The organism is Ruegeria sp. H4, assembly GCF_056533065.1.
On the sequence record NZ_JBQFOC010000003.1, the window covers coordinates 284109 to 304317 of the forward strand.

Genomic DNA, 20209 nt, shown 5'->3' on the forward strand with positions numbered 1-20209 from the left:
GCTTTTCTCAATCCTTTGAGACGGGTATGAGAGGCTCATTGAACGGAGCCTCTCATGACCAAGATCACCCCACAAGCCGGCATTATGGATATCGCGCTCTATCAGGGCGGGCAGTCGCATGTGGCCGGTATGGAGCATGTGATCAAGCTGAGTTCGAACGAAAACCCGTTCGGGCCAAGCCCCAAGGCGATTGAAGCGGTACGTGACAGCGCCGCCACTTTGCACCGTTATCCCAGCACCGATCACGCCAGCCTACGTACGGCCATCGGCGCGCGGCACGGGTTGGACCCAGCGCAGATCATATGTGGTGTCGGCAGTGATGAGGTGCTGCAATTCGTCGCTCAGGCCTATGCGGGGCCGGGGGATGAAGTGATCTATACCGAGCATGGGTTTTCCATGTACCCGATCATCGCGCGCATGGCCGGGGCGACACCCGTTATGGTGGCCGAGCGGGACCGCAAGGTGGATGTAGATGCCATTTTGGCCGCTGTCACTGGGCAGACGCGGATCGTATTTGTCACCAACCCCGGCAATCCAACTTCGACCATGATCTCAAATGAAGCGCTGGAGCGTCTGGCGCAGGGTCTGCCTGTCAGCTGTCTGCTTGTACTGGACGGGGCCTATGCCGAGTTTGTGGATGGCTTCGACGGCGGTGCCTCACTTGTGGATGCCCATGAGAATGTCATCATGACCCGGACCTTTTCGAAAGTGTACGGGCTGGGTGGGATGCGAGTTGGCTGGGGCTATGCGCACCAGACCATCATCGATGTGCTGAACCGGGTGCGGCAGCCCTTTAACCTCTCGCTGACTGCATTGGCTGCGGCAGAGGCAGCGGTAGACGATGTGGAGTTCCTGTCCTTCTGTCAGGCTGAAAACGCGCGGTTGCGTGCGTGGCTGGCCGAGGAGTTGGCCAAGATCGGGGTTCACTCGGATCCGTCCTGTACCAACTTCATCCTTGTGCGCTTTGCCGACAGGGCTGAGGCTGAGGCCTGCGATGACTACCTGAAAACGCAGGGTTTGATTGTGCGCCGGGTTGCAGGCTACAACCTGCCAAACGCTTTGCGGATCACCGTGGGCGATGAACAAGGCTGTCGTCGCGTTGTTACTGCGATCACTGCATTCAAAGAGGGTGCCGTATGAGCCAGATTTATGACCGCGTTGCGCTGATTGGGCTGGGCCTGATCGCCTCGTCCATGTTCTGGGCCATCAAGCGCGCCGGTTTGGCCGGTGAGGTCACTGGGTATGCGCGGTCCGAGGCAACCCGCGGCACGGCCCGCAAGATCGGCCTATGCGATCGTGTTTGCGACACGGCGCGCGAGGCCGTGGACGGGGCCGATCTGGTGGTGCTTTGCGTTCCGGTCGGCGCGATGGGAGCGGTGGCCGAGGAGATTGCGCCGGTTTTGAAGCCCGGTGCCACCGTCTCTGATGTAGGCTCGGTCAAGCGACATGTGATCCAAAGCGTTCAACCGCATATTCCCGAAGGCGTGCATTTCATCCCTGCACACCCATTGGCAGGGACCGAGCATTCCGGGCCCGAGTCCGGCTTTGCTGAGCTGTTCGACAATCGGTGGTGTCTGCTGGTTCCGGTTGAAGGCACTGATCCAGATGCGATTTCCCGCTTGCGCGCGTTATGGGAGGGTATGGGCTCGAATGTCGATGAGATGGACGCGGATCACCATGATCTGGTTCTTGCCGTCACCTCTCATGCGCCGCACCTGATCGCTTACACGATGGTTGGGGTTGCAGATGATCTACGTCGGGTCACGGATACCGAGGTCATCAAATACTCGGCTGCCGGCTTCCGTGACTTTACGCGTATCGCAGCCTCGGACCCGACGATGTGGCGAGATGTTTTCCTGTCCAACAAAGACGCGACACTGGAAATTCTGGGGCGGTTCACCGAGGAGCTTTTTGCCTTGCAACGCGCCATTCGCACCGGGGATGGAGAGCACCTGTTCGACTATTTCACCCGCACACGGGCGATCCGGCGGGGCATTATTGATGCGGGCCAGGATACGGACGCACCAGATTTTGGCCGGGGAAAGATTGGATCATGAGGCCGATTGCGGGACACCTTCTGATCGTGGTGGCTGCACTCTGGTGCGGTATTGGCCACGCGTCGGCGCCCGAGCAATCGTTGGTCCCCATCGCGCGCCCATCAGACACCGTCGATCTGGTGGCTGTTACCAGTCGGACGGCAACCCCGTTGAGCATCCCAAACATGCGGCCCGTCCCGCGACCTGTATCGCCTCAGATCGCCGCCATTGCGGCGCGACCATCTGATCTGCCGCTGCTCAGCCCGGATACCTCTTTGACGCCGTTTGCGCGGCCAGAGGCTTTGGAACAGCAGATTTTGTTCAAGAAACGCAAGCTGCGCAAAGGCTCTGTCTGTGGGGATATTGCGATACAGGGCAAGCCTATGGGCCGTGTAACCAGCAAGACCAAGGCTTGTGGTGTCAAGGATGCTGTACAGATCACCTCGGTCTCGGGTGTCACGCTCAGCCGCGCGTCGACGATGGATTGCGGCACGGCGATTGCACTGAACGAATGGGTAGACAAGTCCGTTAAACCGACCTTCAAGCGACGCGGGCCCGTGGTTCAGTTGCAGGTGGCGGCCCACTACGCCTGTCGCACCCGCAACAACCGCAAGGGCGCGCGTATCTCAGAGCACGGCAAGGGCCGCGCCATCGATATCTCGGGCTTTGTCATGGCGGACGGAGATGTGGTGACCGTGCTGAACGGATGGCGCAAGAACCCGTCGCAAAAGCAGCTCAAGAAGGTCTGGCGCGGGGCTTGCGGGCCGTTTGGCACGGTTCTGGGCCCAAACTCAGATCGGTACCACCGCGATCATTTTCATCTGGACACGGCCCGTTATCGCAGCGGCGCCTATTGTCGCTAACGCAGGATCAGGCGCGGGGCTGGCCCCAAGGGTAGGGGGCCCAATGCCACGAACCCGTCGCGGAAATTCAATTGCAGATCCAGCGCATTTGGATTGCCGCCCAGCCCGGCCAGAAAGTTCAGCGCGCGGGTAACTGGATCAACGGCTTGATCCGGCAGAGCCCCTGCCGCATTGGCCATGGCGATCATATCGCGCCAGTTCTCGGCCTTGATCGCGATTTCACCGGTTGGAATGCCTTGAGCGTCCACATCCAGTTCACCTGCCGCAAACAAGCGAAGCTCACCCCATTTGATTTCGGCCAGTTTTAACGTGATTTCGACAGGTTGGGGACGGTTCTGTTCGATGGCGGTTCGATCCCACGGTTTGTCAAAAACGGTCACCATATCCAGTTCCAGCGTCTCGAACCGCTGGGGCAGCGATGAGGCGGAATGCATCAGTGCGCGCAGGTCGTTCCCCGGTGCAAAGCCATCGATCTGCGCGGTGATCGCATAGGCTTCGGGCGCGTCTGTCTGTTTCATCATCAGGCTTAGCGTATTGCCACCGGCCAGCGCATCGGCGTCATCGGTGATTTGCCAGGGCCCTGCTGTTAGCGCCATCTTCTCAAGCACCAGGGCCACGCCCGGTTGTAGCTGTAGTTCGGCCTGCAGATCATCGGCAGTGATGGTCGCGGTTTGATCAAAATAGGACAGACGTTGTGGTGTTTCGGCAAAACGCAGGATTTGGCGACCGGGCCAAATCGCGGGGCTTTTGAATTCGATCCAGTCCGCGCTCCACGCGGTTCCGGTGGCGGGATCGGCCAGTGCTGGGCTGTTCAGGCGGGTGACGTGATGTCCGGGAAAGCCTGAGGTTTCAACGTCGGCGAATTCGGATTGCCATCCGCGTGCCTGCTGCGCATCAAACCAGCTGGTGATCGCATTGCGCAGCCCATAACCTGCAACGAACCAATACAGGCTCCATAGGGTGACGATGAAAAAGAAAACTCGTATCAGACGGCGCATCCGCTTTGGCCTTTTTCCTGCCTCGGATTTGATGTTTATAGGCCCAAACGGGCAAGGACCAGTGCAATGACGATGTGGGTATTCGGGTATGGATCGCTGTTGTGGAATCCGGGATTTCCCGTCGCCCGCAGCGAGCTTGCAACGCTGCACGGTTACGCGCGGTCCTTCTGTATGAGTTCGATCCATCATCGTGGCACCGAAGAGCATCCGGGTCTGGTTCTGGCGCTGGATGAACAGGCTGAGGCCCATTGCAAAGGGTTGGCTCTGGCCGTTGAGGGCGGCCACGAAGACCGTACGTTGTACGAGCTGCGCGAGCGCGAGTTGATCTCATCTGCCTATGTCGAACGGATGCTGGATGTGCATCTGGACAACGGCGACGTCGTGAACGCCGTCACTTATGTGATCGATGCGCATCATGTGCAGTATTGCGGGGGGATGCCACTGGAAGAACAGGCCCAGATCATTGCCCACGCAATTGGCGGGCGGGGGCCGAACACTGAATATCTTTATAATACCACGGAACATTTGGCCGAGATCGGGTTGCATGACCCTGATCTTGAGTGGTTGTCGCAACGGGTGCGGAGCATTACCGCATAAACCCTTGGCGTCACCGGCGGAATTTCGCTATTTTCAAGTCAGAGCAGGCAAAATCGGGAACCACGCGCATGGCGCAGGCACATCAGGGCGCGAGACCCCATTTCTCGCATCCCATTCGTCAGATCGTGATGATGTTGATCGCAATCGGTCTGGCCGGGCTGGGTGTGTTTCTGGCGTTGCCCTATGTGTTGCCGGTCTTCTTTGCCAACCCGTATCTGAACGGCTTCATTCTGATGGTCTTCGTCATTGGTGTGATTGCCTGTTTTTATCAGGTTGCGCAGCTGATCGGATCAGTCCGCTGGATCGAGGCGTTTGTCGGTGGGGTTGTCCGCGAAGATGCGCGCACACCGCAACTTTTAGCGCCTTTGGCCTCGCTGCTGCGCGAACGCGGCGCGCGGTCCCAGATCAGCTCGACTTCAACCCGGTCCATTCTGGATTCGGTTGCGGAACGGGTTGAAGAAGAACGCGAAATCACGCGCTACATTACCAATGTCCTGATTTATCTGGGTCTGTTGGGAACCTTCTTCGGTCTGGCCACCACGGTTCCAGCGATCGTCGACACAATCCGCAGCCTGAACCCGCAAGAGGGTGAGGAAGGCTTGACCGTTTTCAACCGTCTCATGACGGGGCTTGAGGCGCAGCTGCAAGGCATGGGCGTGGCCTTCGGGTCCTCGCTGCTGGGCCTTGCCGGGTCGCTGATCGTGGGTTTGCTTGAGGTGTTCGCGGGTCACGGGCAGAACCGTTTCTATCGCGAGCTAGAGGAATGGCTGTCATCGATCACTCGTGTGGGCTTTGCCTCGGGCGAAGAAGGTGGTGCGGAAATCGCCGTACTGGCCCCGGTTCTGGACGCGATGTCCGAGCAGATGGATGCGCTGCAGGACCTGTTTTCCGCGCAGGAGCAGGACCGGGCGGAGGTATCGGGCAAGCTGGGTCAACTGGTCGGCGTGATCGGCGAGATGAACCAGCGTCAGACGGATAATGAGGGGATCACCGCCGCGTTGGAACGCGTGGCGCTTGGGCAGGATGCGCTGCTGGATCACATGCGCGAACATGGTGCAGGCGAAGGCATTGATGCCGAAAGCCGGATGCGGCTGCGCTCCATGGATGTGCAATTGCTGCGTATTCTCGAAGAGATTTCGGCGGGACGTCAGGAAAGCATGAATGAATTCCGCAAGGATATCGAATTGCTGGTCAAGGCGTTGACACTTCCTCGCGGTGCGGTGCGCGGCACCCACGAAGGAGAGTAACTCATGGCCCTCTCCCGTCGTACTGGTCAGCGATTCCAGGGCTCGGTCTGGCCCGGTTTCGTGGATGCGATGACGGGTCTGTTGATGGTGCTGACTTTTGTGCTGACCATTTTCATGGTCGTGCAGTTTGTTCTGCGAGAAACGATCTCTGGGCAAGAAGATGAACTGACCGCACTCGCGGACGAGGTGGCTGCTCTGGCGGGTGCCTTGGGTCTGGAAGAACGCGAAAACAGCCGTTTGCAAGCGCGGTTGGGGGCCTTGAACGCAACCCTGACGCAGGCCGAAGAAGATCTGGCTCAAGCGCAGGGTCGCATCACCGATTTTGAAGCCCAGGTCGCGGCGCTGTTGGCCGATCAGGCCCAAGCGCAAGAGGATATTGCCGTATTGGAATCCCAGCGAGCGGAGCTGGTAGGCGAGCGGGATGCCTTGAACCAGGCCTTGGCTCAGAGTCGCGCGGAGATTGACGTGCAGGCCGAGGCCGCGCGACTTGCCGCCGCCCGCCGTGAAGCGCTCGAAGCATTGATTGCCGATCTGGAACAAACCGGTGAGGAGCGTGCTGCGCAGATCGCAAAGCTGGAACAACAACTGACTGAAGAAGAGGCCGCGCGCCTTGCTGAGGCCGCAGCAGCCGAGAACCTGCGCAACCGTTTGCAGGACGCCGATGCTGAGTTGACAGCCATGACCCTTGCGCTTGAAGCGCAGCGCAAAGAGGCTGAGGAAACCCTGACATTGCTGGCCGCAGCGAGGGCTGCGCGTGCGGAACTGGAACGTCAGTTTGGTGATCTGGACACCGAGGAGCTTAGGGCCCAGTTAGAAGCCGCTTTGGAGGCCCAAACCGAAGCGCAAGCAGACGCGGCAGAACAACGATCGCTGGTCGAACAACAAGCCGCCCTTCTTGATGTCGCGCGCGAGACGCTGTCGGCAGAGCAAGCGATTTCTGCCAAGGCACAGCGCGAGGCGGCCTTGCTGAATCAGCAGATCGCGGCCTTGCGTGGTCAGTTGGGATCATTGCAGGCGCTGTTGGATGACTATGAAGACCGCAATACGGCTGCTGAGATTCAGATTCAGACCCTCGGTCAAGACCTGAACGCAGCGTTGGCCCGGGCGGCCTCAGAGGAGCGCCGCCGCCGATTGCTGGAAGAGGCAGAGAGGATCCGGCTGGAGGCTGAGGCCGAGGAACTGACGGATCAGAACCAGGAGCTGACAGCGCAGGCAGAAGATCTGCAACGTTATCGGTCTGAGTTTTTTGGACGATTGCGCGACGTTCTGGGCAATCAGGAAGGCGTGCGGATCGAAGGCGACCGGTTCGTGTTCTCGTCCGAAGTATTATTCGACACAGGTTCAGCCGTATTGTCGCCGGAAGGTAGGCAAGAGGTGGCGAAAGTCGCTGCGATCCTGCGCACTGTGGCCGCAGAAATCCCTGAGGGTTTGAACTGGGTCATTCGGGTCGACGGGCATACTGACAACGTCCCGCTTGCCGGGTCCGGACGCTATCGCGACAATTGGGAGCTAAGCCAGGGCCGCGCGTTGTCGGTGGTCCGCTATATGGTCGACGCTTTGGGCATCCCGCCGAACCGTCTTGCGGCCAATGGGTTTGGAGAGTTCCAGCCGGTAAACCCAGACAATACGCCACAAGCGCGGGCACAGAACCGGCGGATCGAGCTGAAGCTGACCGAAAGATAGCTTCAGCCTGTCCAATGCGGGGCTTGGGGCTTCAACGTCTTCCGAATTTGAAGCTTTGGTCAGGTGTCCCTTTGAAACAGCGCGGAACCACCGGGTAATCCTCGGTTAGAAAGTAGGCATATGTCCCGTCGGGATACTCTTCAGATACCGTTAATGCGCCGTTGCATTGATCCAGCGTGCCATGGCCAGATGTATAAACGTAATCCTCGTTGAACGTACCGTCGTATCGTCCGCTTGGGTCGTTCCCGCCGGGGCGGTTGCCGGATTTCAAGCGGTAAGATGAGGTCATTTCGGTCACGCGCCCGTTGAAAACCCCCGTCATGGCGTAAATCGGAAACCCGTCTGCAGCGTACCCAATCAGGGGAGAATGCCGTTCAGGTGACCAGTCTAACAGCTCGATCAGACCGGTTGGGATGCCGTGGTAGTGATACTTACCGTTCGGTTGGACATGCGCATAGTTGGCATCCAGACCTAAGGTGATCGCACCGCCTAGGGCATTGTAAGACCAGCCCGAATTTGGATCGCCATGCCAGAATTCCGCAGCGAGCGGGTCGAACACAACGCCGTTCAATGAAACACCAAAAATCCACCCCATGCGCAGCGGTGTTGCGTTTTCGGTACTTTTGGGGTTGGCAGGAACGCTCAGCTTGACCTTCTGAGTTGAGATCTTGTGTGGGTTGCCGCGATTTGGAAACTGTCCCACCAGATGATCCGGGATACCGTTGGCCGACAGTTTGATGTTCGAGCCGGTCATATTTACTTTCGATTGGCTTTTGCCTGGGTCAACGGTTGCCGGAACCAAATCCAGTGGTCTGGTCTGTGTTTCGTCATGATAACGGAACCGATGCTGAGCTGTGGCAACAACCGCAACGGCTGAGATGGCAAACGCGGTGCTCCAGATAATGGCAATCTTGGTGGTCACACCGTTCTCCCTTGCTGATGTGTTATGGAATTGAAACGCAAGAGCGAGGTTTTTCCGTCGCCTGAGCTACCAGAGCTATATGAGATTATCTTTGTTCCACTCCCTAGCCGCAGAAAAAGCGCCCGACGACGGATGGTCATCGGGCGCTCAACTTCGTGGATAAATGTAGCCAGCCGTTAGTCAGCTGTCAGCAATGGCGGCTTGTCCCCCGGAATTCGCGGCTGATCGGGGCCGAGGATTTCAAGGTTAAGCTCACCTTTCTTAACCGACACGCGCACCACGCCACCCTTGGCCAATTTGCCAAACAGCAACTCCTCGGCCAGAGGCTTCTTGATGTGCTCTTGGATCACGCGGCCAAGCGGGCGGGCGCCCATCTTGTCGTCGTATCCCTTGTCAGCCAGCCACTCTGCCGCTTTGGGTGTCAGGTCGATGGTCACTCCGCGATCCAGCAATTGAGCCTCTAGCTGGAGCACGAATTTCTCGACCACTTGCAAGATGACCTCTTTCGGCAGCGGCGCAAAGGAGATCACGGCATCGAGACGGTTGCGGAATTCGGGCGTGAACATACGTTCAATCGCGGCTGTATCCTCACCTTCGCGCCGGTCGCGAGCAAAGCCGATGGCGGCCTTGGCCTGTTCCTGCGCGCCTGCGTTCGAGGTCATGATCAGCACCACATTGCGGAAATTCACCGTCCGGCCGTTATGGTCAGTCAGCTCCCCGTGATCCATGACCTGCAGCAGGATGTTGAACACATCCGGATGCGCCTTTTCGATCTCATCCAGCAGCAGCACACAATGCGGATGCTGGTCGACGCCGTCGGTCAGCAGACCGCCCTGATCGAACCCGACATAGCCCGGAGGTGCACCGATCAGGCGGCTGACTGCATGCTTCTCCATGTATTCCGACATGTCAAAGCGCAGCAGCTCGACCCCCAACGTATCGGCCAGCTGTTTTGCAACTTCGGTTTTACCCACACCAGTCGGACCAGCGAACAGGTAGTTGCCGATGGGCTTTTCGGGCTCACGTAGACCGGCGCGGGCCAATTTGATCGCGCTGGACAGTGCCTCAATTGCCAAATTCTGCCCAAACACGACGCGTTTCAGCGAGGCTTCGAGATCTTTCAGAACCGCAGCATCGTCCTTGGTGACATTCTTCGGCGGGATGCGCGCAATTTTGGCCACGACAGCCTCAATCTCTTTGACGCCAATGGTCTTGCGACGCTTGCTTTCGGCAACGAGATGCTGAGCAGCACCTGCTTCGTCAATCACGTCGATGGCCTTGTCAGGCAGTTTCCGGTCGTTGATATAGCGTGCTGCCAATTCAACCGCAGTCTTGATTGCATCTGCGGTATATTTGATGTCGTGATGCTCTTCGAAATACGGTTTCAGGCCACGCAGGATTTTCACGCTGTCTTCAACCGAAGGCTCGTTCACGTCGATCTTCTGGAACCGGCGGCTCAGCGCGCGGTCTTTTTCGAAGTGCTGACGGAATTCCTTGTAGGTGGTCGAGCCCATGGTGCGAAGCTTGCCGCCCTGCAACGCAGGTTTCAGCAGGTTGGACGCATCCATCGCGCCGCCAGAGGTCGCCCCGGCGCCGATGACTGTGTGAATCTCGTCAATAAACAGGACTGCGTCGGGATGATCTTCCAACTCGGTCACAACCGCTTTGAGGCGTTCCTCGAAATCGCCGCGATAGCGCGTCCCAGCAAGTAGGGCACCCATATCGAGCGAGTAGATAGTGGTTTCAGACAGCACATCGGGTGCCTCACCGCCCACGATCTTGTGGGCCAGGCCTTCGGCAATAGCGGTTTTGCCAACACCCGGATCGCCCACCAGGAGCGGGTTGTTCTTGCGACGACGGCACAGGACCTGGATGCAGCGTTCAACCTCATCCGAACGCCCGATCAGCGGATCCACATCGCCAGCCCGCGATTTGGAGTTCAGGTCGACGCAGTATTTCGCCAGAGCGCTTTCCTTCTGCTCGCCCTCACCAGCACTGGCCTGAACCTCTTCCTCGGCCTGATCCGCGCCCGAAACTGTACGGCTTTCGCCATAGGCAGGGTCCTTGGCAACACCATGCGCGATGAAGTTGACCGCGTCGTAACGGGTCATGTCCTGTTCCTGCAGGAAATAAGCTGCGTTGCTTTCGCGCTCAGCGAAGATGGCCACCAACACGTTGGCGCCTGTTACTTCGGTACGACCAGAGCTTTGGACGTGGATCGCGGCGCGCTGGATCACGCGCTGGAAAGCAGCCGTTGGAACGGCCTCTGATCCGTCGATATCGGTAACAAGGTTCGACAAATCTTCGTCGATAAACTCGACCAAAGTGCTACGCAGCTCATCCAGATCGACGCTACAGGCTTTCATGACGCGGATCGCGTCGGGTTCTTCCAGAAGCGCCAGAAGCAGATGCTCCAGTGTTGCAAACTCATGTCGCCGTTCATTCGCAGCCGCCAGGGCCGCGTGGATGGCTTGTTCTAATGTGCTCGAGAATGAAGGCACGCGGGTGCTCCTCTGTCTTGGGTCAGAAGGGGGCGGGCTGTCGGCCGGATCCCCATCCCAACCATGTCCTCATAGTATTAGAGTTTGGTTGATCGTGGCCCGGCTTCAAGGGTTTTCTTTCACTTGACAGTCACATTTGTTGTGACCGTGGCCGTGAAGAGGGGGAAATAGGCATCAGAACCGGTCTTTTCTAGCCCTGATTTCGGCAAAAACCAAAGCGGGATCAGCGCCAATCATGCCCAGATGCGCCTGAATCGCAGAATCTGCTGCACGCAGAAACGGATTTGTTGCTTTTTCCAGCGCCAATGTTGAGGGCACTGTTGGTTGCCCCGCAGCCCTTGCTCGCTCAATATCCGCCACGCGTTGCAGCAAATCTGCGTTGTCAGGATCGACCGTGAGGGCGAATTTGGCGTTGGATTGTGTATACTCGTGGCCCGAGCAGACGATTGTTTCGTCGGGTAACGCCGCCAGCTTGTTGAGTGATGACCACATTTGTGCGGGCGTCCCCTCGAACAGGCGGCCACAACCCAAAGCCATCAGGCTATCTGCGGTGAAGACAGTTGCGCTGTCGGGCAGGTAAAATGCGATGTGACCTACCGTGTGCCCTGAGACGTCCAGCACCTCGACCGGTTCGCCACCCAGTTCGAAAATATCTCCTTCCGACACCTGTTGGTCCAGTGGTGGCAGACGATGGGCATCTGCGGCCGCACCAATTACTTTTGCTGAGTGCTTCTCTAGAATGCTCGGCAGGCCATCGACATGATCCCAGTGATGATGCGTCAGCAACACGTGGCTCAAAGTCCACCCACGTTGGTGCAGTTCGGCCAGAATCGGGCCGGGTTCTGGCGCGTCCACTAACGCGGTCTGGCCAGAGGCGGCATCATGCGCCAGAAAAGCGTAGTTATCGCTGAGACACGGGATAGTTACGATCTCAAGAGGCATGGTCTTTTGCCCTTTCGTTGCTAGACTGCGCCCAGCTAAGCCGATTGATCAGGTCACCGCAATGCATCTTGATGTGCAGGATCTCAGGAATTTTTACTACCGCAGCACTTTGGGGCGCGCGGCACAGGGCGCAATTCGCGGTCGCCTGCTGGACCTGTGGCCCGAGGCCAAGGGGCAAACGGTTGCCGGCTTTGGCTTTGCAGTGCCGCTCCTGCGGCCATACCTGAAGGATGCGCGTCGTGTGATCGGCCTGATGCCGGGGCCACAGGGGGTGATGCCGTGGCCCGCAGGGATGCCGAATGTTTCGGTTCTGACTGAAGAAACCATGTGGCCGATTGAGACCGGACATGTGGACAAGTTGGTGGTGATGCATGGGCTTGAGACATCAGAGCGGCCAAGTCAGTTACTTGAGGAATGCTGGCGTGTGCTAGGTCCCGGTGGCAGGGCCTTTTTTGTGGTGCCGAACCGGGCGGGGTTATGGTCTCGGTCGGATAAAACCCCGTTTGGATATGGGCGACCCTATTCTGCGACACAGCTGGAAAATCAGCTGAAGGCCCATCATTTCGTGCCCGAAAATCACTGTTCTGCTTTGTATCTGCTACCCTCGTTTCGAAAATACTGGCTGAAATCCAGCGGGCTGATTGAAAAAACAGGTCAGCGCTTGCCAACAATCATGGCGGGCGGCGTGTTGATGGTTGAGGTCAGCAAACACCTGCGCCCACCTAGCGGCAGCGTGACAAAAGATGCGGTGAGACGGCCGATCAAAGCATCCGACGGATTGCTGAGACCGGCCTGACACAATGTCGTCGTTTTGAGGCGAATTCAGGTGTAAATCCGCGGCAAATAGGCCGCAGGAATCGCAAAAACCTACAGTTTCGAAACATTTTTCAAACGGTCAGACAGGTTCAAAGCGTCGCACTTTTTCTAACTTGCTGAATTTAAACGTTTTGTGGATAAATTCATCGTCACTATATTATGTTGCTAGGTTGGTTCACCTCTGCTACATCCCCGGTGATTTTGATCCCCGCCCTTTACGGACGGGGTTTCCTCACGCCCCAAGGTAGCGGCCGCTACTCAAAATCGGGGCCTCAAATATCGGAAGGGTGGACGTGTCCGAACCAGCTTCGATTTCCACAGGCATCGCCGAGCGCTATGCCACTGCGATCTTCGAGATCGCGAAAGAGAATAACGACCTTGCAGGTCTGGAAACCGGAATCAACGATCTGGCAGCAGCTTTGGGCGAAAGCGCCGATTTGCGCGATCTGATTGCTTCGCCGCTTGTTTCCCGCGCCGAGCAAGAGGGCGCGATTGCAGCAATCGCTTCAAAAATGGGTCTGAATACCCTTCTCAGCAATACGCTGGGCCTGATGGCACAAAAGCGCCGTCTGTTCGTGGTGCCTCAACTGGTGCAGGTTCTGCGCGAGATGCTGGCAGAAGAGCGTGGCGAAGTGACCGCCGATGTCGCCTCGGCCAAGGCGCTGACCAAGACACAACTGGAAAAACTGTCCAAGACGCTGTCCGAGCGTGTGGGCAAGACCGTGACAATCAATGCGACCGTTGATGAAAGCCTCATCGGCGGTCTTGTCGTTAAAGTGGGCTCGAAAATGATCGATAGCTCGATCCGTTCGAAGCTGAACTCCCTACAGAATGCAATGAAAGAGGTCGGATAAATGGGAATCCAAGCTGCAGAGATTTCTGCAATCCTGAAGGACCAGATCAAGAATTTTGGTCAGGAAGCCGAAGTGGCCGAAATCGGCCGCGTGCTGAGCGTCGGTGACGGGATTGCCCGTGTATACGGCCTGGACAACGTGCAAGCCGGTGAGATGGTCGAGTTTCCCGGTGGCATCATGGGCATGGCGCTGAACCTGGAAAGCGACAACGTCGGTGTCGTTATCTTCGGTTCTGACCGTGACATCAAAGAAGGTGACACTGTTAAACGCACCAACTCGATCGTGGACGTTCCGATCGGGGATGAGCTGCTGGGCCGTGTTGTTGACGGTCTGGGCAACCCGCTGGATGGCAAAGGCCCGATCAACGCGTCGAAGCGCGGCGTTGCAGACGTTAAAGCCCCAGGCATTATCCCGCGTAAATCGGTGCACGAGCCGATGGCAACCGGCCTGAAATCGGTTGACGCGATGATCCCGATTGGCCGTGGCCAGCGGGAACTGATCATTGGTGACCGTCAGACCGGTAAAACCGCTGTGGCTCTGGACACCATCCTGAACCAGAAGGTCTACAACGAAGCTGCTGGCGACGACGAGTCGAAGAAGCTGTACTGCGTGTATGTTGCGGTTGGTCAGAAGCGTTCGACCGTTGCGCAGCTGGTGAAGAAGCTGGAAGAATCCGGCGCGATTGAATACTCGATCGTTGTTGCCGCGACCGCGTCCGACCCGGCGCCGATGCAGTTCCTGGCGCCTTACGCCGCGACTGCCATGGCCGAGTACTTCCGCGACAATGGCCGCCACGCTCTGATCATTTATGATGACCTGTCGAAACAGGCTGTGTCTTATCGTCAGATGTCGCTGCTGCTGCGCCGTCCGCCCGGACGTGAAGCCTATCCTGGTGACGTTTTCTACCTCCACTCCCGTCTGCTGGAACGTTCGGCGAAGCTGAACGAAGATTTCGGCGCAGGCTCGCTAACCGCTCTGCCGGTTATCGAAACTCAGGGTGGTGACGTATCAGCCTTTATTCCGACCAACGTGATCTCGATCACCGATGGTCAGATCTTCCTAGAAACCGAACTGTTCTACCAGGGCATCCGTCCTGCTGTGAACACCGGTCTGTCGGTTTCGCGTGTGGGCTCTTCGGCTCAGACTGATGCGATGAAATCGGTTGCTGGTCCGGTTAAACTGGAACTGGCTCAGTACCGCGAAATGGCGGCCTTTGCGCAGTTTGGTTCGGACCTGGACGCCGCAACTCAGCAGCTGCTGAACCGTGGCGCGCGTCTGACCGAGCTGATGAAACAGCCGCAGTACTCGCCGCTGACCAACGCGGAAATCGTCTGCGTCATCTTCGCAGGCACCAACGGTTACCTCGACAAGATCGACGTCTCAGATGTTGGCCGCTACGAGGCCGGTCTGCTGGCGCACCTGCGTGGCAAGCATGCTGACCTGCTGAAGTGGATCACCGACGAAGATCCGAAGGTCAAAGGTGAAGCGTCCGACAAGATCAAGGCAGCGATCGACGAATACGCCGCAACCTTCGCTTGATAGGAGGTTCCGATGCCTAGTCTGAAGGACCTTAAAAACAGGATCGAGTCGGTCAAATCGACCCGCAAGATCACCAAGGCCATGCAGATGGTCGCGGCAGCAAAACTGCGCCGCGCCCAGGAATCTGCCGAAGCCTCGCGCCCCTATGCCGAGCGATTCAATGCCGTGATGGCGGGGCTGGCGGCGTCGGTCGGGGGCAGCGACAGCGCCCCCAAGCTGCTCCGGGGTACGGGCAGTGATGATGTCCATCTGCTGGTTGTGATGACAGCTGAACGCGGCCTGTGTGGCGGCTTCAATTCGAACATTGCCAAGCTGGCCCGCCAAAAGGCGGACGAGCTGCGCGGCCAGGGCAAGACGGTCAAAGTTCTGACGGTCGGCAAAAAAGGCCGCGACGCGCTCAAGCGTGATTTTGGCGACCTGTTCGTTGGACATGTCGACCTGAGCGAGGTCAAGCGCATTGGCTACACCAACGCGCAAGACATCGCCAAGGACGTCCTGTCCCGCTTTGACGGGGGTGAGTTCGATGTTGCCACGATCTTCTATTCGAAGTTCGTCAACGTTGTGACCCAGATCCCGACGGCGCAGCAGGTCATTCCCGCCTCGTTCGAAGACGACGCGGCAGGGGACGACAGCGGTGCCGTTTTCGACTACGAGCCCAGCGAAGAGGCCATTCTGGCCGACCTGCTGCCCAAGGGGGTTGCAACTGCGATCTTCTCGGCTCTGCTCGAAAACGGAGCGTCCGAACAGGGTGCACGGATGTCCGCGATGGACAACGCGACACGCAACGCGGGTGAGATGATCGACAAGCTGACCATCCAGTTCAACCGCTCACGTCAGGCCGTGATCACCAACGAGCTGATTGAAATTATTTCCGGCGCCGAAGCGCTGTAGAGACAAACCGGAGACGAAACATGGCGAATGCAAAAGGCAAAGTCACACAGATCATCGGGGCCGTCGTTGACGTGCAGTTCGATGATGCGCTGCCTGAAATTCTGAACGCGCTGGAAACCACCAACAACGGCAAGCGCCTAGTGTTGGAAGTTGCTCAGCACCTGGGTGAAAACACAGTCCGTACCATTGCGATGGACGCGACCGAAGGTCTGGTTCGTGGCGAAGCGGTCACGGACACCGGCGCACCGATCTCGGTACCGGTCGGCAACGCCACCCTGGGCCGTATCCTGAACGTGGTCGGCGAGCCGATCGACGAAAAAGGTCCGGTTGAGGCAAGTGAAGCCCGCGCAATCCACCAGCCTGCACCGACTTTTGCAGAACAGTCGACCGAGTCGGAAGTTCTGGTGACCGGCATCAAGGTTGTTGACCTGCTGGCCCCTTACGCCAAAGGCGGTAAGATTGGCCTGTTCGGCGGCGCCGGCGTTGGTAAAACCGTTCTGATCATGGAGCTGATCAACAATATCGCAAAAGTGCACTCGGGCTTCTCGGTGTTCGCGGGTGTTGGTGAACGGACCCGTGAAGGGAACGACCTGTACCACGAGATGATCGAATCCAACGTGATCAAGCCCGACAACCTGTCGGAATCGCAGGTGGCCCTGGTTTACGGTCAGATGAACGAACCTCCGGGTGCGCGTGCCCGTGTTGCTCTGACAGGTCTGACCCTGGCCGAGCAGTTCCGCGACCAGTCCGGTACCGACGTTCTGTTCTTCGTCGACAACATCTTCCGCTTCACACAGGCGGGCTCCGAGGTTTCGGCTCTGCTGGGTCGTATTCCTTCGGCGGTGGGCTACCAGCCTACACTGGCGACCGACATGGGCGCCCTGCAGGAACGCATCACCTCGACCAAGTCGGGCTCGATCACCTCGGTGCAGGCGATCTACGTACCTGCGGATGACCTTACCGACCCCGCGCCGGCAACATCGTTTGCGCACCTGGATGCGACCACCGTTCTGAACCGTGCGATCTCGGAAAAGGGTATCTATCCGGCTGTTGACCCGCTCGACTCGTCGTCGCGTCTGCTGGACCCGGCCATCGTTGGTGAAGAGCACTACGCGGTTGCGACCGACGTTCAGCAGATCCTCCAGCGCTATAAGTCGCTGCAGGACATCATCGCCATCCTCGGCATGGACGAACTGTCGGAAGAAGACAAACTGACCGTGGCCCGCGCCCGTAAGATCGAGCGCTTCCTGTCGCAGCCGTTCGACGTTGCCGAAGTCTTCACCGGTTCGCCGGGCGTTCAGGTTCCTCTGGACGTGACCATCGCATCGTTCAAAGCGGTTGTGGCTGGCGAATACGATCACCTGCCCGAAGCGGCCTTCCTGATGGTTGGCGGCATCGACGAAGTGATCGCCAAAGCGGAAAAGATGGCCGCAGAAGCCGCCTAAGGAGTATCCCTGATGGCAAACACGATGCAATTCGACCTCGTCAGCCCCGAGCGGAGCCTTGCTTCGCTTGAGGCCAGCGCGGTCCAGATTCCCGGCGCGGACGGGGACATGACGGCGATGCCTGATCATGCCCCCACCATCACCACGCTGCGCCCCGGTCTGCTGAAGGTCGAGGCACCCGAAGGGTCCAGCGAATACCTAGTCACCGGTGGGTTTGCCCAGATCAACGGCGACAGCTTGTCGGTTCTGGCCGAAAAGGCCATCCCGGTCTCGGAAGTGACCCGGTCGCATCTGGATGAGATGATCGAAGAGGCGCGCGCCTCGCACGAGGCCGCCAAGGCCGGTGACGATCAGACCATCGTCGACGATGCCGCCAAGCTGCTGGCCGATATGGAAGCCCTTGGAACGCATATGAGCCTATAACAGGTTCAACAGCGCAACACTTGAACGGCCTCGCTTTTGCGGGGCCGTTTTTTGTCGTGCTTTCGCCAAAAAGGCAGAGTAGGTTTCTGGAATTCAAGAACAATGATGACAGAATGAAGAAATTTCTAACCCATCCCATCGGCATCGATCAGGGCGAAGAGGTGCTGTTTTCCGAGTTCGCCGAAGGGGGCGACATGTGGACGGGCGAGGGCCCGCGCGAACGCCGATCTGCGATCCGGTTCACCGAAGCCTTCCGCTCGGCGCCAGTGGTTCAGGTAGGAATCTCGCTCTGGGATGTGGATACATCGTCCGCACTGCGCGCCGAAGTCAAAGCTGTGGATGTGACGCCCGAGGGGTTTACTGCGGTGTTCCGCACTTGGTCTGATACCCGGATCGCACGCATTCGGGTGAGTTGGACAGCCTTCGGTGAAGTGGCGCATCCAGATGATTGGAACATATCCTGAGGTTCAGACTATGGTCAGACGCGAGCGTTCGTGATGAGTTTGGTAGCTGTGCGTCGAACACTCGTCCCGCTGCTGGTCATGCTCGCTTTGACGACCGGCTACATCTTATCATTTGATCGAACGAATGAATCTTTGCCCGCTTTACTGCAGGGACTCCCGGCCAACTTCGAAGAAGCAGGGGATCAACTTCAAGCCCGCCTAGACGATGAGTTCGCACCACCGTTTCCTGAGGTGGAACTGGTTCATCAGTTGCAGCTACAAGGTATTTCCGTCGACCTCGAGAACCGATTTGCACGCTTCAGAAAAGCAGATTTTGCGTGCACTTATATCTGGGATATCTGGTGGCAATCCGAAGATGCTATGGTGATAAGGTTCGAAGCCCAGGTTGATGCAATTTGCCTTTAGCCTAGAGCTACAACCGTGGCGTTTGACTGATGGCGATAAATAAGCGCTCAGTCTTCAATCATGTCCACGCGGGCCGCATGTCGGCCGCCCTCAAATTCAGCACCCAGAAACGCATCCACGATATCCAGTGCCGTACCTTCGCCTACGACGCGGGCGCCGATGGAGAGCATGTTGGCATCGTTGTGCTGGCGGATCATGCGGGCCGAAAAGGTATCGGAACACACGCCACAACGAATGCCCGGTACTTTATTGGCCGCCATCATGATACCCTGGCCAGTACCGCAGAGGATGATGCCCAGCTGACAGTCGCCCGACGCAACGGCCTGCGCGGCGGCCTTGCCGTGTTTGGGGTAGTGCGTGCTTTCCGGCGTCGTCGGACCGATATCCAAAACATCCCAGCCCTGCGCCGAGACATGGGCTGCAACGGCCTGTCGCAGATCGATTGCGGCATGGTCGCTGGAAAGGACGATACGTTTGACTGCGGTCATCTCACCGAATTCCTGTTCAATATAGGTCGAGTGATGGGTCTGCGCCCAACCTCGATCTCAGTCCATGTGATAGAGCGACTCGTAGATCGGCGTCAGCGTCTTGTCCTCAAACAGCGACGATACGCTGGTGCCGTTCCAGATATTCAGAATGGCCTGCGTAAAGATCGGTGCAGTCGGTACGACGCGGATGTTCGGGGCTTTCGCAACTTCGGGCGTCGGCTGGATCGTATCGGTCAGCACAAGCGACTTCATGACCGAGTTCGTCACACGCTCGACCGCCGGGCCGCTCATGACGCCGTGGGTGATGTAGGAATGGACTTCCTTGGCACCGTTATCCAGCAGCACCTGCGCTGCTTTACAGAGCGTTCCGGCGGTGTCGCACATGTCGTCTACTATCAGACAGATCTTGTCCTTCACGTCCCCGATCACTGTCATTTCTGCGACTTCACCGGCTTTCTCACGGCGCTTGTCCACGATCGATAGCGGCGCGTTGATCCGTTTGGCCAGTTCCCGCGCGCGGGCCACGCCGCCGACATCGGGTGAGACCACCATGATCTCGTCTAGATTGCTCTTGAACTGGGTTTTCACATCCAACGCAAAAATCGGTGATGCATAGAGGTTATCTACTGGGATATCAAAGAACCCCTGAATCTGGGCGGCGTGCAGATCCATGGTCAAAACACGTTCGATCCCGGCGCCGGTCAGCATGTTGGCCACCAGTTTGGCGCTGATAGGCGTACGCGCCTTGGTGCGACGATCCTGGCGGGCATAGCCGAAATACGGGATCACTGCGGTGATGCGCTGAGCAGAGGATCGGCGCAGCGCGTCGGCGATAATCAGTAGCTCCATCAGGTTGTCGTTCGCCGGGTTCGAGGTCGGCTGGATAATGAACATATCCTCACCGCGCACGTTCTCAAAAACTTCGACGAAAATCTCGCCATCATTGAACCGTTCGACCCGCGCATCGACCAGACCCTGGTCAACACCGCGATGCAGGCTCATGCGGCGTGCGATTGTTTCGGCAAGCGGAAGGTTTGCGTTCCCAGCGATAAGCTTGGGTTCGTGAAGTGTCGGCATCGGCTGAGGTCCCCGGGC

At 58.1% G+C, this 20209-nt stretch carries 20 protein-coding genes; 14 read left to right on the forward strand and 6 right to left on the reverse strand.

What is annotated here, in order from left to right; all coding sequences use genetic code 11:
* The first annotated feature begins 54 nt into the window (after positions 1 to 54).
* Genes hisC through ACR0KG_RS17615 form a run of 3 tightly spaced genes read left to right on the forward strand, consistent with a single transcriptional unit; the run spans position 55 to position 2899 of the window.
* Positions 55 to 1140: a histidinol-phosphate transaminase gene (gene hisC, locus ACR0KG_RS17605; protein ID WP_480827992.1), complete on the forward strand. Its 1086-nt coding sequence runs from the start codon at positions 55 to 57 to the stop codon at positions 1138 to 1140.
* Positions 1137 to 2057 carry a prephenate/arogenate dehydrogenase family protein gene (locus ACR0KG_RS17610; RefSeq protein ID WP_480548780.1) on the forward strand — a complete coding sequence of 307 codons (921 nt, stop codon included), beginning with the start codon at positions 1137 to 1139 and terminating at the stop codon, positions 2055 to 2057. The genes hisC and ACR0KG_RS17610 overlap by 4 nt, the downstream gene beginning before the upstream one ends.
* Positions 2054 to 2899, forward strand: a complete 846-nt coding sequence (locus tag ACR0KG_RS17615) for an extensin-like domain-containing protein (protein ID WP_480827993.1) — start codon at positions 2054 to 2056, stop codon at positions 2897 to 2899. Before ACR0KG_RS17610 ends, ACR0KG_RS17615 begins: the two co-directional genes overlap by 4 nt.
* Here ACR0KG_RS17615 and ACR0KG_RS17620 read toward each other — a convergent pair.
* Positions 2896 to 3897: a DUF2125 domain-containing protein gene (locus ACR0KG_RS17620; protein ID WP_480548784.1), complete on the reverse strand. Its 1002-nt coding sequence runs from the start codon at positions 3895 to 3897 to the stop codon at positions 2896 to 2898. The genes ACR0KG_RS17615 and ACR0KG_RS17620 overlap by 4 nt on opposite strands.
* Positions 3898 to 3963: 66 nt before the next feature.
* Between ACR0KG_RS17620 and ACR0KG_RS17625 the strand changes: the two genes are divergently transcribed.
* The 3 genes from ACR0KG_RS17625 (at position 3964) to ACR0KG_RS17635 (ending at position 7424) form a co-directional block, all read left to right on the forward strand.
* Positions 3964 to 4494, forward strand: a complete 531-nt coding sequence (locus ACR0KG_RS17625) for a gamma-glutamylcyclotransferase (RefSeq protein ID WP_480548786.1) — start codon at positions 3964 to 3966, stop codon at positions 4492 to 4494.
* A 68-nt stretch (positions 4495 to 4562) separates the two neighbouring features.
* Positions 4563 to 5741 (forward strand): biopolymer transporter ExbB, encoded by a 1179-nt coding sequence (locus ACR0KG_RS17630; RefSeq protein WP_480548788.1) that lies wholly within the window; start codon positions 4563 to 4565, stop codon positions 5739 to 5741.
* A gap of 3 nt (positions 5742 to 5744) precedes the next feature.
* Entirely contained in the window at positions 5745 to 7424 is a 1680-nt protein-coding gene (locus tag ACR0KG_RS17635; RefSeq protein WP_480827994.1) for a peptidoglycan -binding protein, read from the forward strand.
* 31 nt (positions 7425 to 7455) lie between these two features.
* On the opposite strand, the gene ACR0KG_RS17640 is transcribed toward ACR0KG_RS17635, so the two are convergent.
* The 3 genes from ACR0KG_RS17640 to gloB all read right to left on the reverse strand — a co-directional run bounded on the left by ACR0KG_RS17640 (position 7456) and on the right by gloB (position 11789).
* Positions 7456 to 8346: a YHYH protein gene (locus ACR0KG_RS17640; protein ID WP_480827995.1), complete on the reverse strand. Its 891-nt coding sequence runs from the start codon at positions 8344 to 8346 to the stop codon at positions 7456 to 7458.
* A 176-nt stretch (positions 8347 to 8522) separates the two neighbouring features.
* Complete coding sequence (clpA, locus tag ACR0KG_RS17645; protein WP_353010389.1) at positions 8523 to 10847, reverse strand: ATP-dependent Clp protease ATP-binding subunit ClpA; 2325 nt, start codon at positions 10845 to 10847, stop codon at positions 8523 to 8525.
* Between the two features lie 174 nt (positions 10848 to 11021).
* Entirely contained in the window at positions 11022 to 11789 is a 768-nt protein-coding gene (gloB, locus tag ACR0KG_RS17650; RefSeq protein WP_480548796.1) for a hydroxyacylglutathione hydrolase, read from the reverse strand.
* A 61-nt stretch (positions 11790 to 11850) separates the two neighbouring features.
* On the opposite strand from gloB, the gene ACR0KG_RS17655 reads away from it, so the two are divergent.
* The 8 genes from ACR0KG_RS17655 (at position 11851) to ACR0KG_RS17690 (ending at position 18626) form a co-directional block, all read left to right on the forward strand.
* On the forward strand, positions 11851 to 12585 hold the full coding sequence (locus tag ACR0KG_RS17655; protein ID WP_170536200.1) for a class I SAM-dependent methyltransferase: 735 nt from the start codon (positions 11851 to 11853) through the stop codon (positions 12583 to 12585).
* Between the two features lie 313 nt (positions 12586 to 12898).
* Positions 12899 to 13459 (forward strand): F0F1 ATP synthase subunit delta, encoded by a 561-nt coding sequence (locus ACR0KG_RS17660; protein ID WP_480827996.1) that lies wholly within the window; start codon positions 12899 to 12901, stop codon positions 13457 to 13459.
* Positions 13460 to 14998, forward strand: coding sequence for a F0F1 ATP synthase subunit alpha (gene atpA / locus ACR0KG_RS17665; protein WP_170536205.1), 1539 nt, complete (start codon positions 13460 to 13462; stop codon positions 14996 to 14998).
* A 12-nt stretch (positions 14999 to 15010) separates the two neighbouring features.
* Entirely contained in the window at positions 15011 to 15889 is an 879-nt protein-coding gene (locus tag ACR0KG_RS17670; RefSeq protein ID WP_480827997.1) for a F0F1 ATP synthase subunit gamma, read from the forward strand.
* Positions 15890 to 15909: 20 nt separating this feature from the next.
* Positions 15910 to 17334 carry a F0F1 ATP synthase subunit beta gene (gene atpD / locus ACR0KG_RS17675; protein ID WP_170536211.1) on the forward strand — a complete coding sequence of 475 codons (1425 nt, stop codon included), beginning with the start codon at positions 15910 to 15912 and terminating at the stop codon, positions 17332 to 17334.
* Positions 17335 to 17346: 12 nt separating this feature from the next.
* Entirely contained in the window at positions 17347 to 17757 is a 411-nt protein-coding gene (locus ACR0KG_RS17680) for a F0F1 ATP synthase subunit epsilon (protein ID WP_353010399.1), read from the forward strand.
* 113 nt (positions 17758 to 17870) lie between these two features.
* Positions 17871 to 18221, forward strand: coding sequence for an H-type lectin domain-containing protein (locus tag ACR0KG_RS17685; RefSeq protein WP_480827998.1), 351 nt, complete (start codon positions 17871 to 17873; stop codon positions 18219 to 18221).
* A gap of 33 nt (positions 18222 to 18254) precedes the next feature.
* Positions 18255 to 18626, forward strand: coding sequence for a hypothetical protein (locus tag ACR0KG_RS17690; protein WP_480827999.1), 372 nt, complete (start codon positions 18255 to 18257; stop codon positions 18624 to 18626).
* A gap of 47 nt (positions 18627 to 18673) precedes the next feature.
* Here the strand turns inward: ACR0KG_RS17690 and rpiB are convergent, their stop codons facing one another.
* A complete protein-coding gene (gene rpiB, locus ACR0KG_RS17695) occupies positions 18674 to 19114 on the reverse strand; it encodes a ribose 5-phosphate isomerase B (RefSeq protein ID WP_480828000.1) in 441 nt (146 codons plus the stop codon).
* Between the two features lie 57 nt (positions 19115 to 19171).
* Entirely contained in the window at positions 19172 to 20191 is a 1020-nt protein-coding gene (locus ACR0KG_RS17700; RefSeq protein WP_480548808.1) for a ribose-phosphate pyrophosphokinase, read from the reverse strand.
* Positions 20192 to 20209: the final 18 nt, after the last annotated feature.

Bases quoted from the DNA above. Each gene is read 5' to 3' on its own strand.
- hisC (WP_480827992.1), top strand. From the start codon at position 55: ATGACCAAGATCACCCCACAAGCCGGCATTATGGATATCGCGCTCTAT.
- ACR0KG_RS17610 (WP_480548780.1), top strand. From the start codon at position 1,137: ATGAGCCAGATTTATGACCGCGTTGCGCTGATTGGGCTGGGCCTGATC.
- ACR0KG_RS17615 (WP_480827993.1), top strand. From the start codon at position 2,054: ATGAGGCCGATTGCGGGACACCTTCTGATCGTGGTGGCTGCACTCTGG.
- ACR0KG_RS17620 (WP_480548784.1), bottom strand. From the start codon at position 3,897: ATGCGCCGTCTGATACGAGTTTTCTTTTTCATCGTCACCCTATGGAGC.
- ACR0KG_RS17625 (WP_480548786.1), top strand. From the start codon at position 3,964: ATGACGATGTGGGTATTCGGGTATGGATCGCTGTTGTGGAATCCGGGA.
- ACR0KG_RS17630 (WP_480548788.1), top strand. From the start codon at position 4,563: ATGGCGCAGGCACATCAGGGCGCGAGACCCCATTTCTCGCATCCCATT.
- ACR0KG_RS17635 (WP_480827994.1), top strand. From the start codon at position 5,745: ATGGCCCTCTCCCGTCGTACTGGTCAGCGATTCCAGGGCTCGGTCTGG.
- gloB (WP_480548796.1), bottom strand. From the start codon at position 11,789: ATGCCTCTTGAGATCGTAACTATCCCGTGTCTCAGCGATAACTACGCT.
- ACR0KG_RS17655 (WP_170536200.1), top strand. From the start codon at position 11,851: ATGCATCTTGATGTGCAGGATCTCAGGAATTTTTACTACCGCAGCACT.
- atpA (WP_170536205.1), top strand. From the start codon at position 13,460: ATGGGAATCCAAGCTGCAGAGATTTCTGCAATCCTGAAGGACCAGATC.
- ACR0KG_RS17670 (WP_480827997.1), top strand. From the start codon at position 15,011: ATGCCTAGTCTGAAGGACCTTAAAAACAGGATCGAGTCGGTCAAATCG.
- atpD (WP_170536211.1), top strand. From the start codon at position 15,910: ATGGCGAATGCAAAAGGCAAAGTCACACAGATCATCGGGGCCGTCGTT.
- ACR0KG_RS17680 (WP_353010399.1), top strand. From the start codon at position 17,347: ATGGCAAACACGATGCAATTCGACCTCGTCAGCCCCGAGCGGAGCCTT.
- ACR0KG_RS17685 (WP_480827998.1), top strand. From the start codon at position 17,871: ATGAAGAAATTTCTAACCCATCCCATCGGCATCGATCAGGGCGAAGAG.
- ACR0KG_RS17690 (WP_480827999.1), top strand. From the start codon at position 18,255: ATGAGTTTGGTAGCTGTGCGTCGAACACTCGTCCCGCTGCTGGTCATG.
- rpiB (WP_480828000.1), bottom strand. From the start codon at position 19,114: ATGACCGCAGTCAAACGTATCGTCCTTTCCAGCGACCATGCCGCAATC.
- ACR0KG_RS17700 (WP_480548808.1), bottom strand. From the start codon at position 20,191: ATGCCGACACTTCACGAACCCAAGCTTATCGCTGGGAACGCAAACCTT.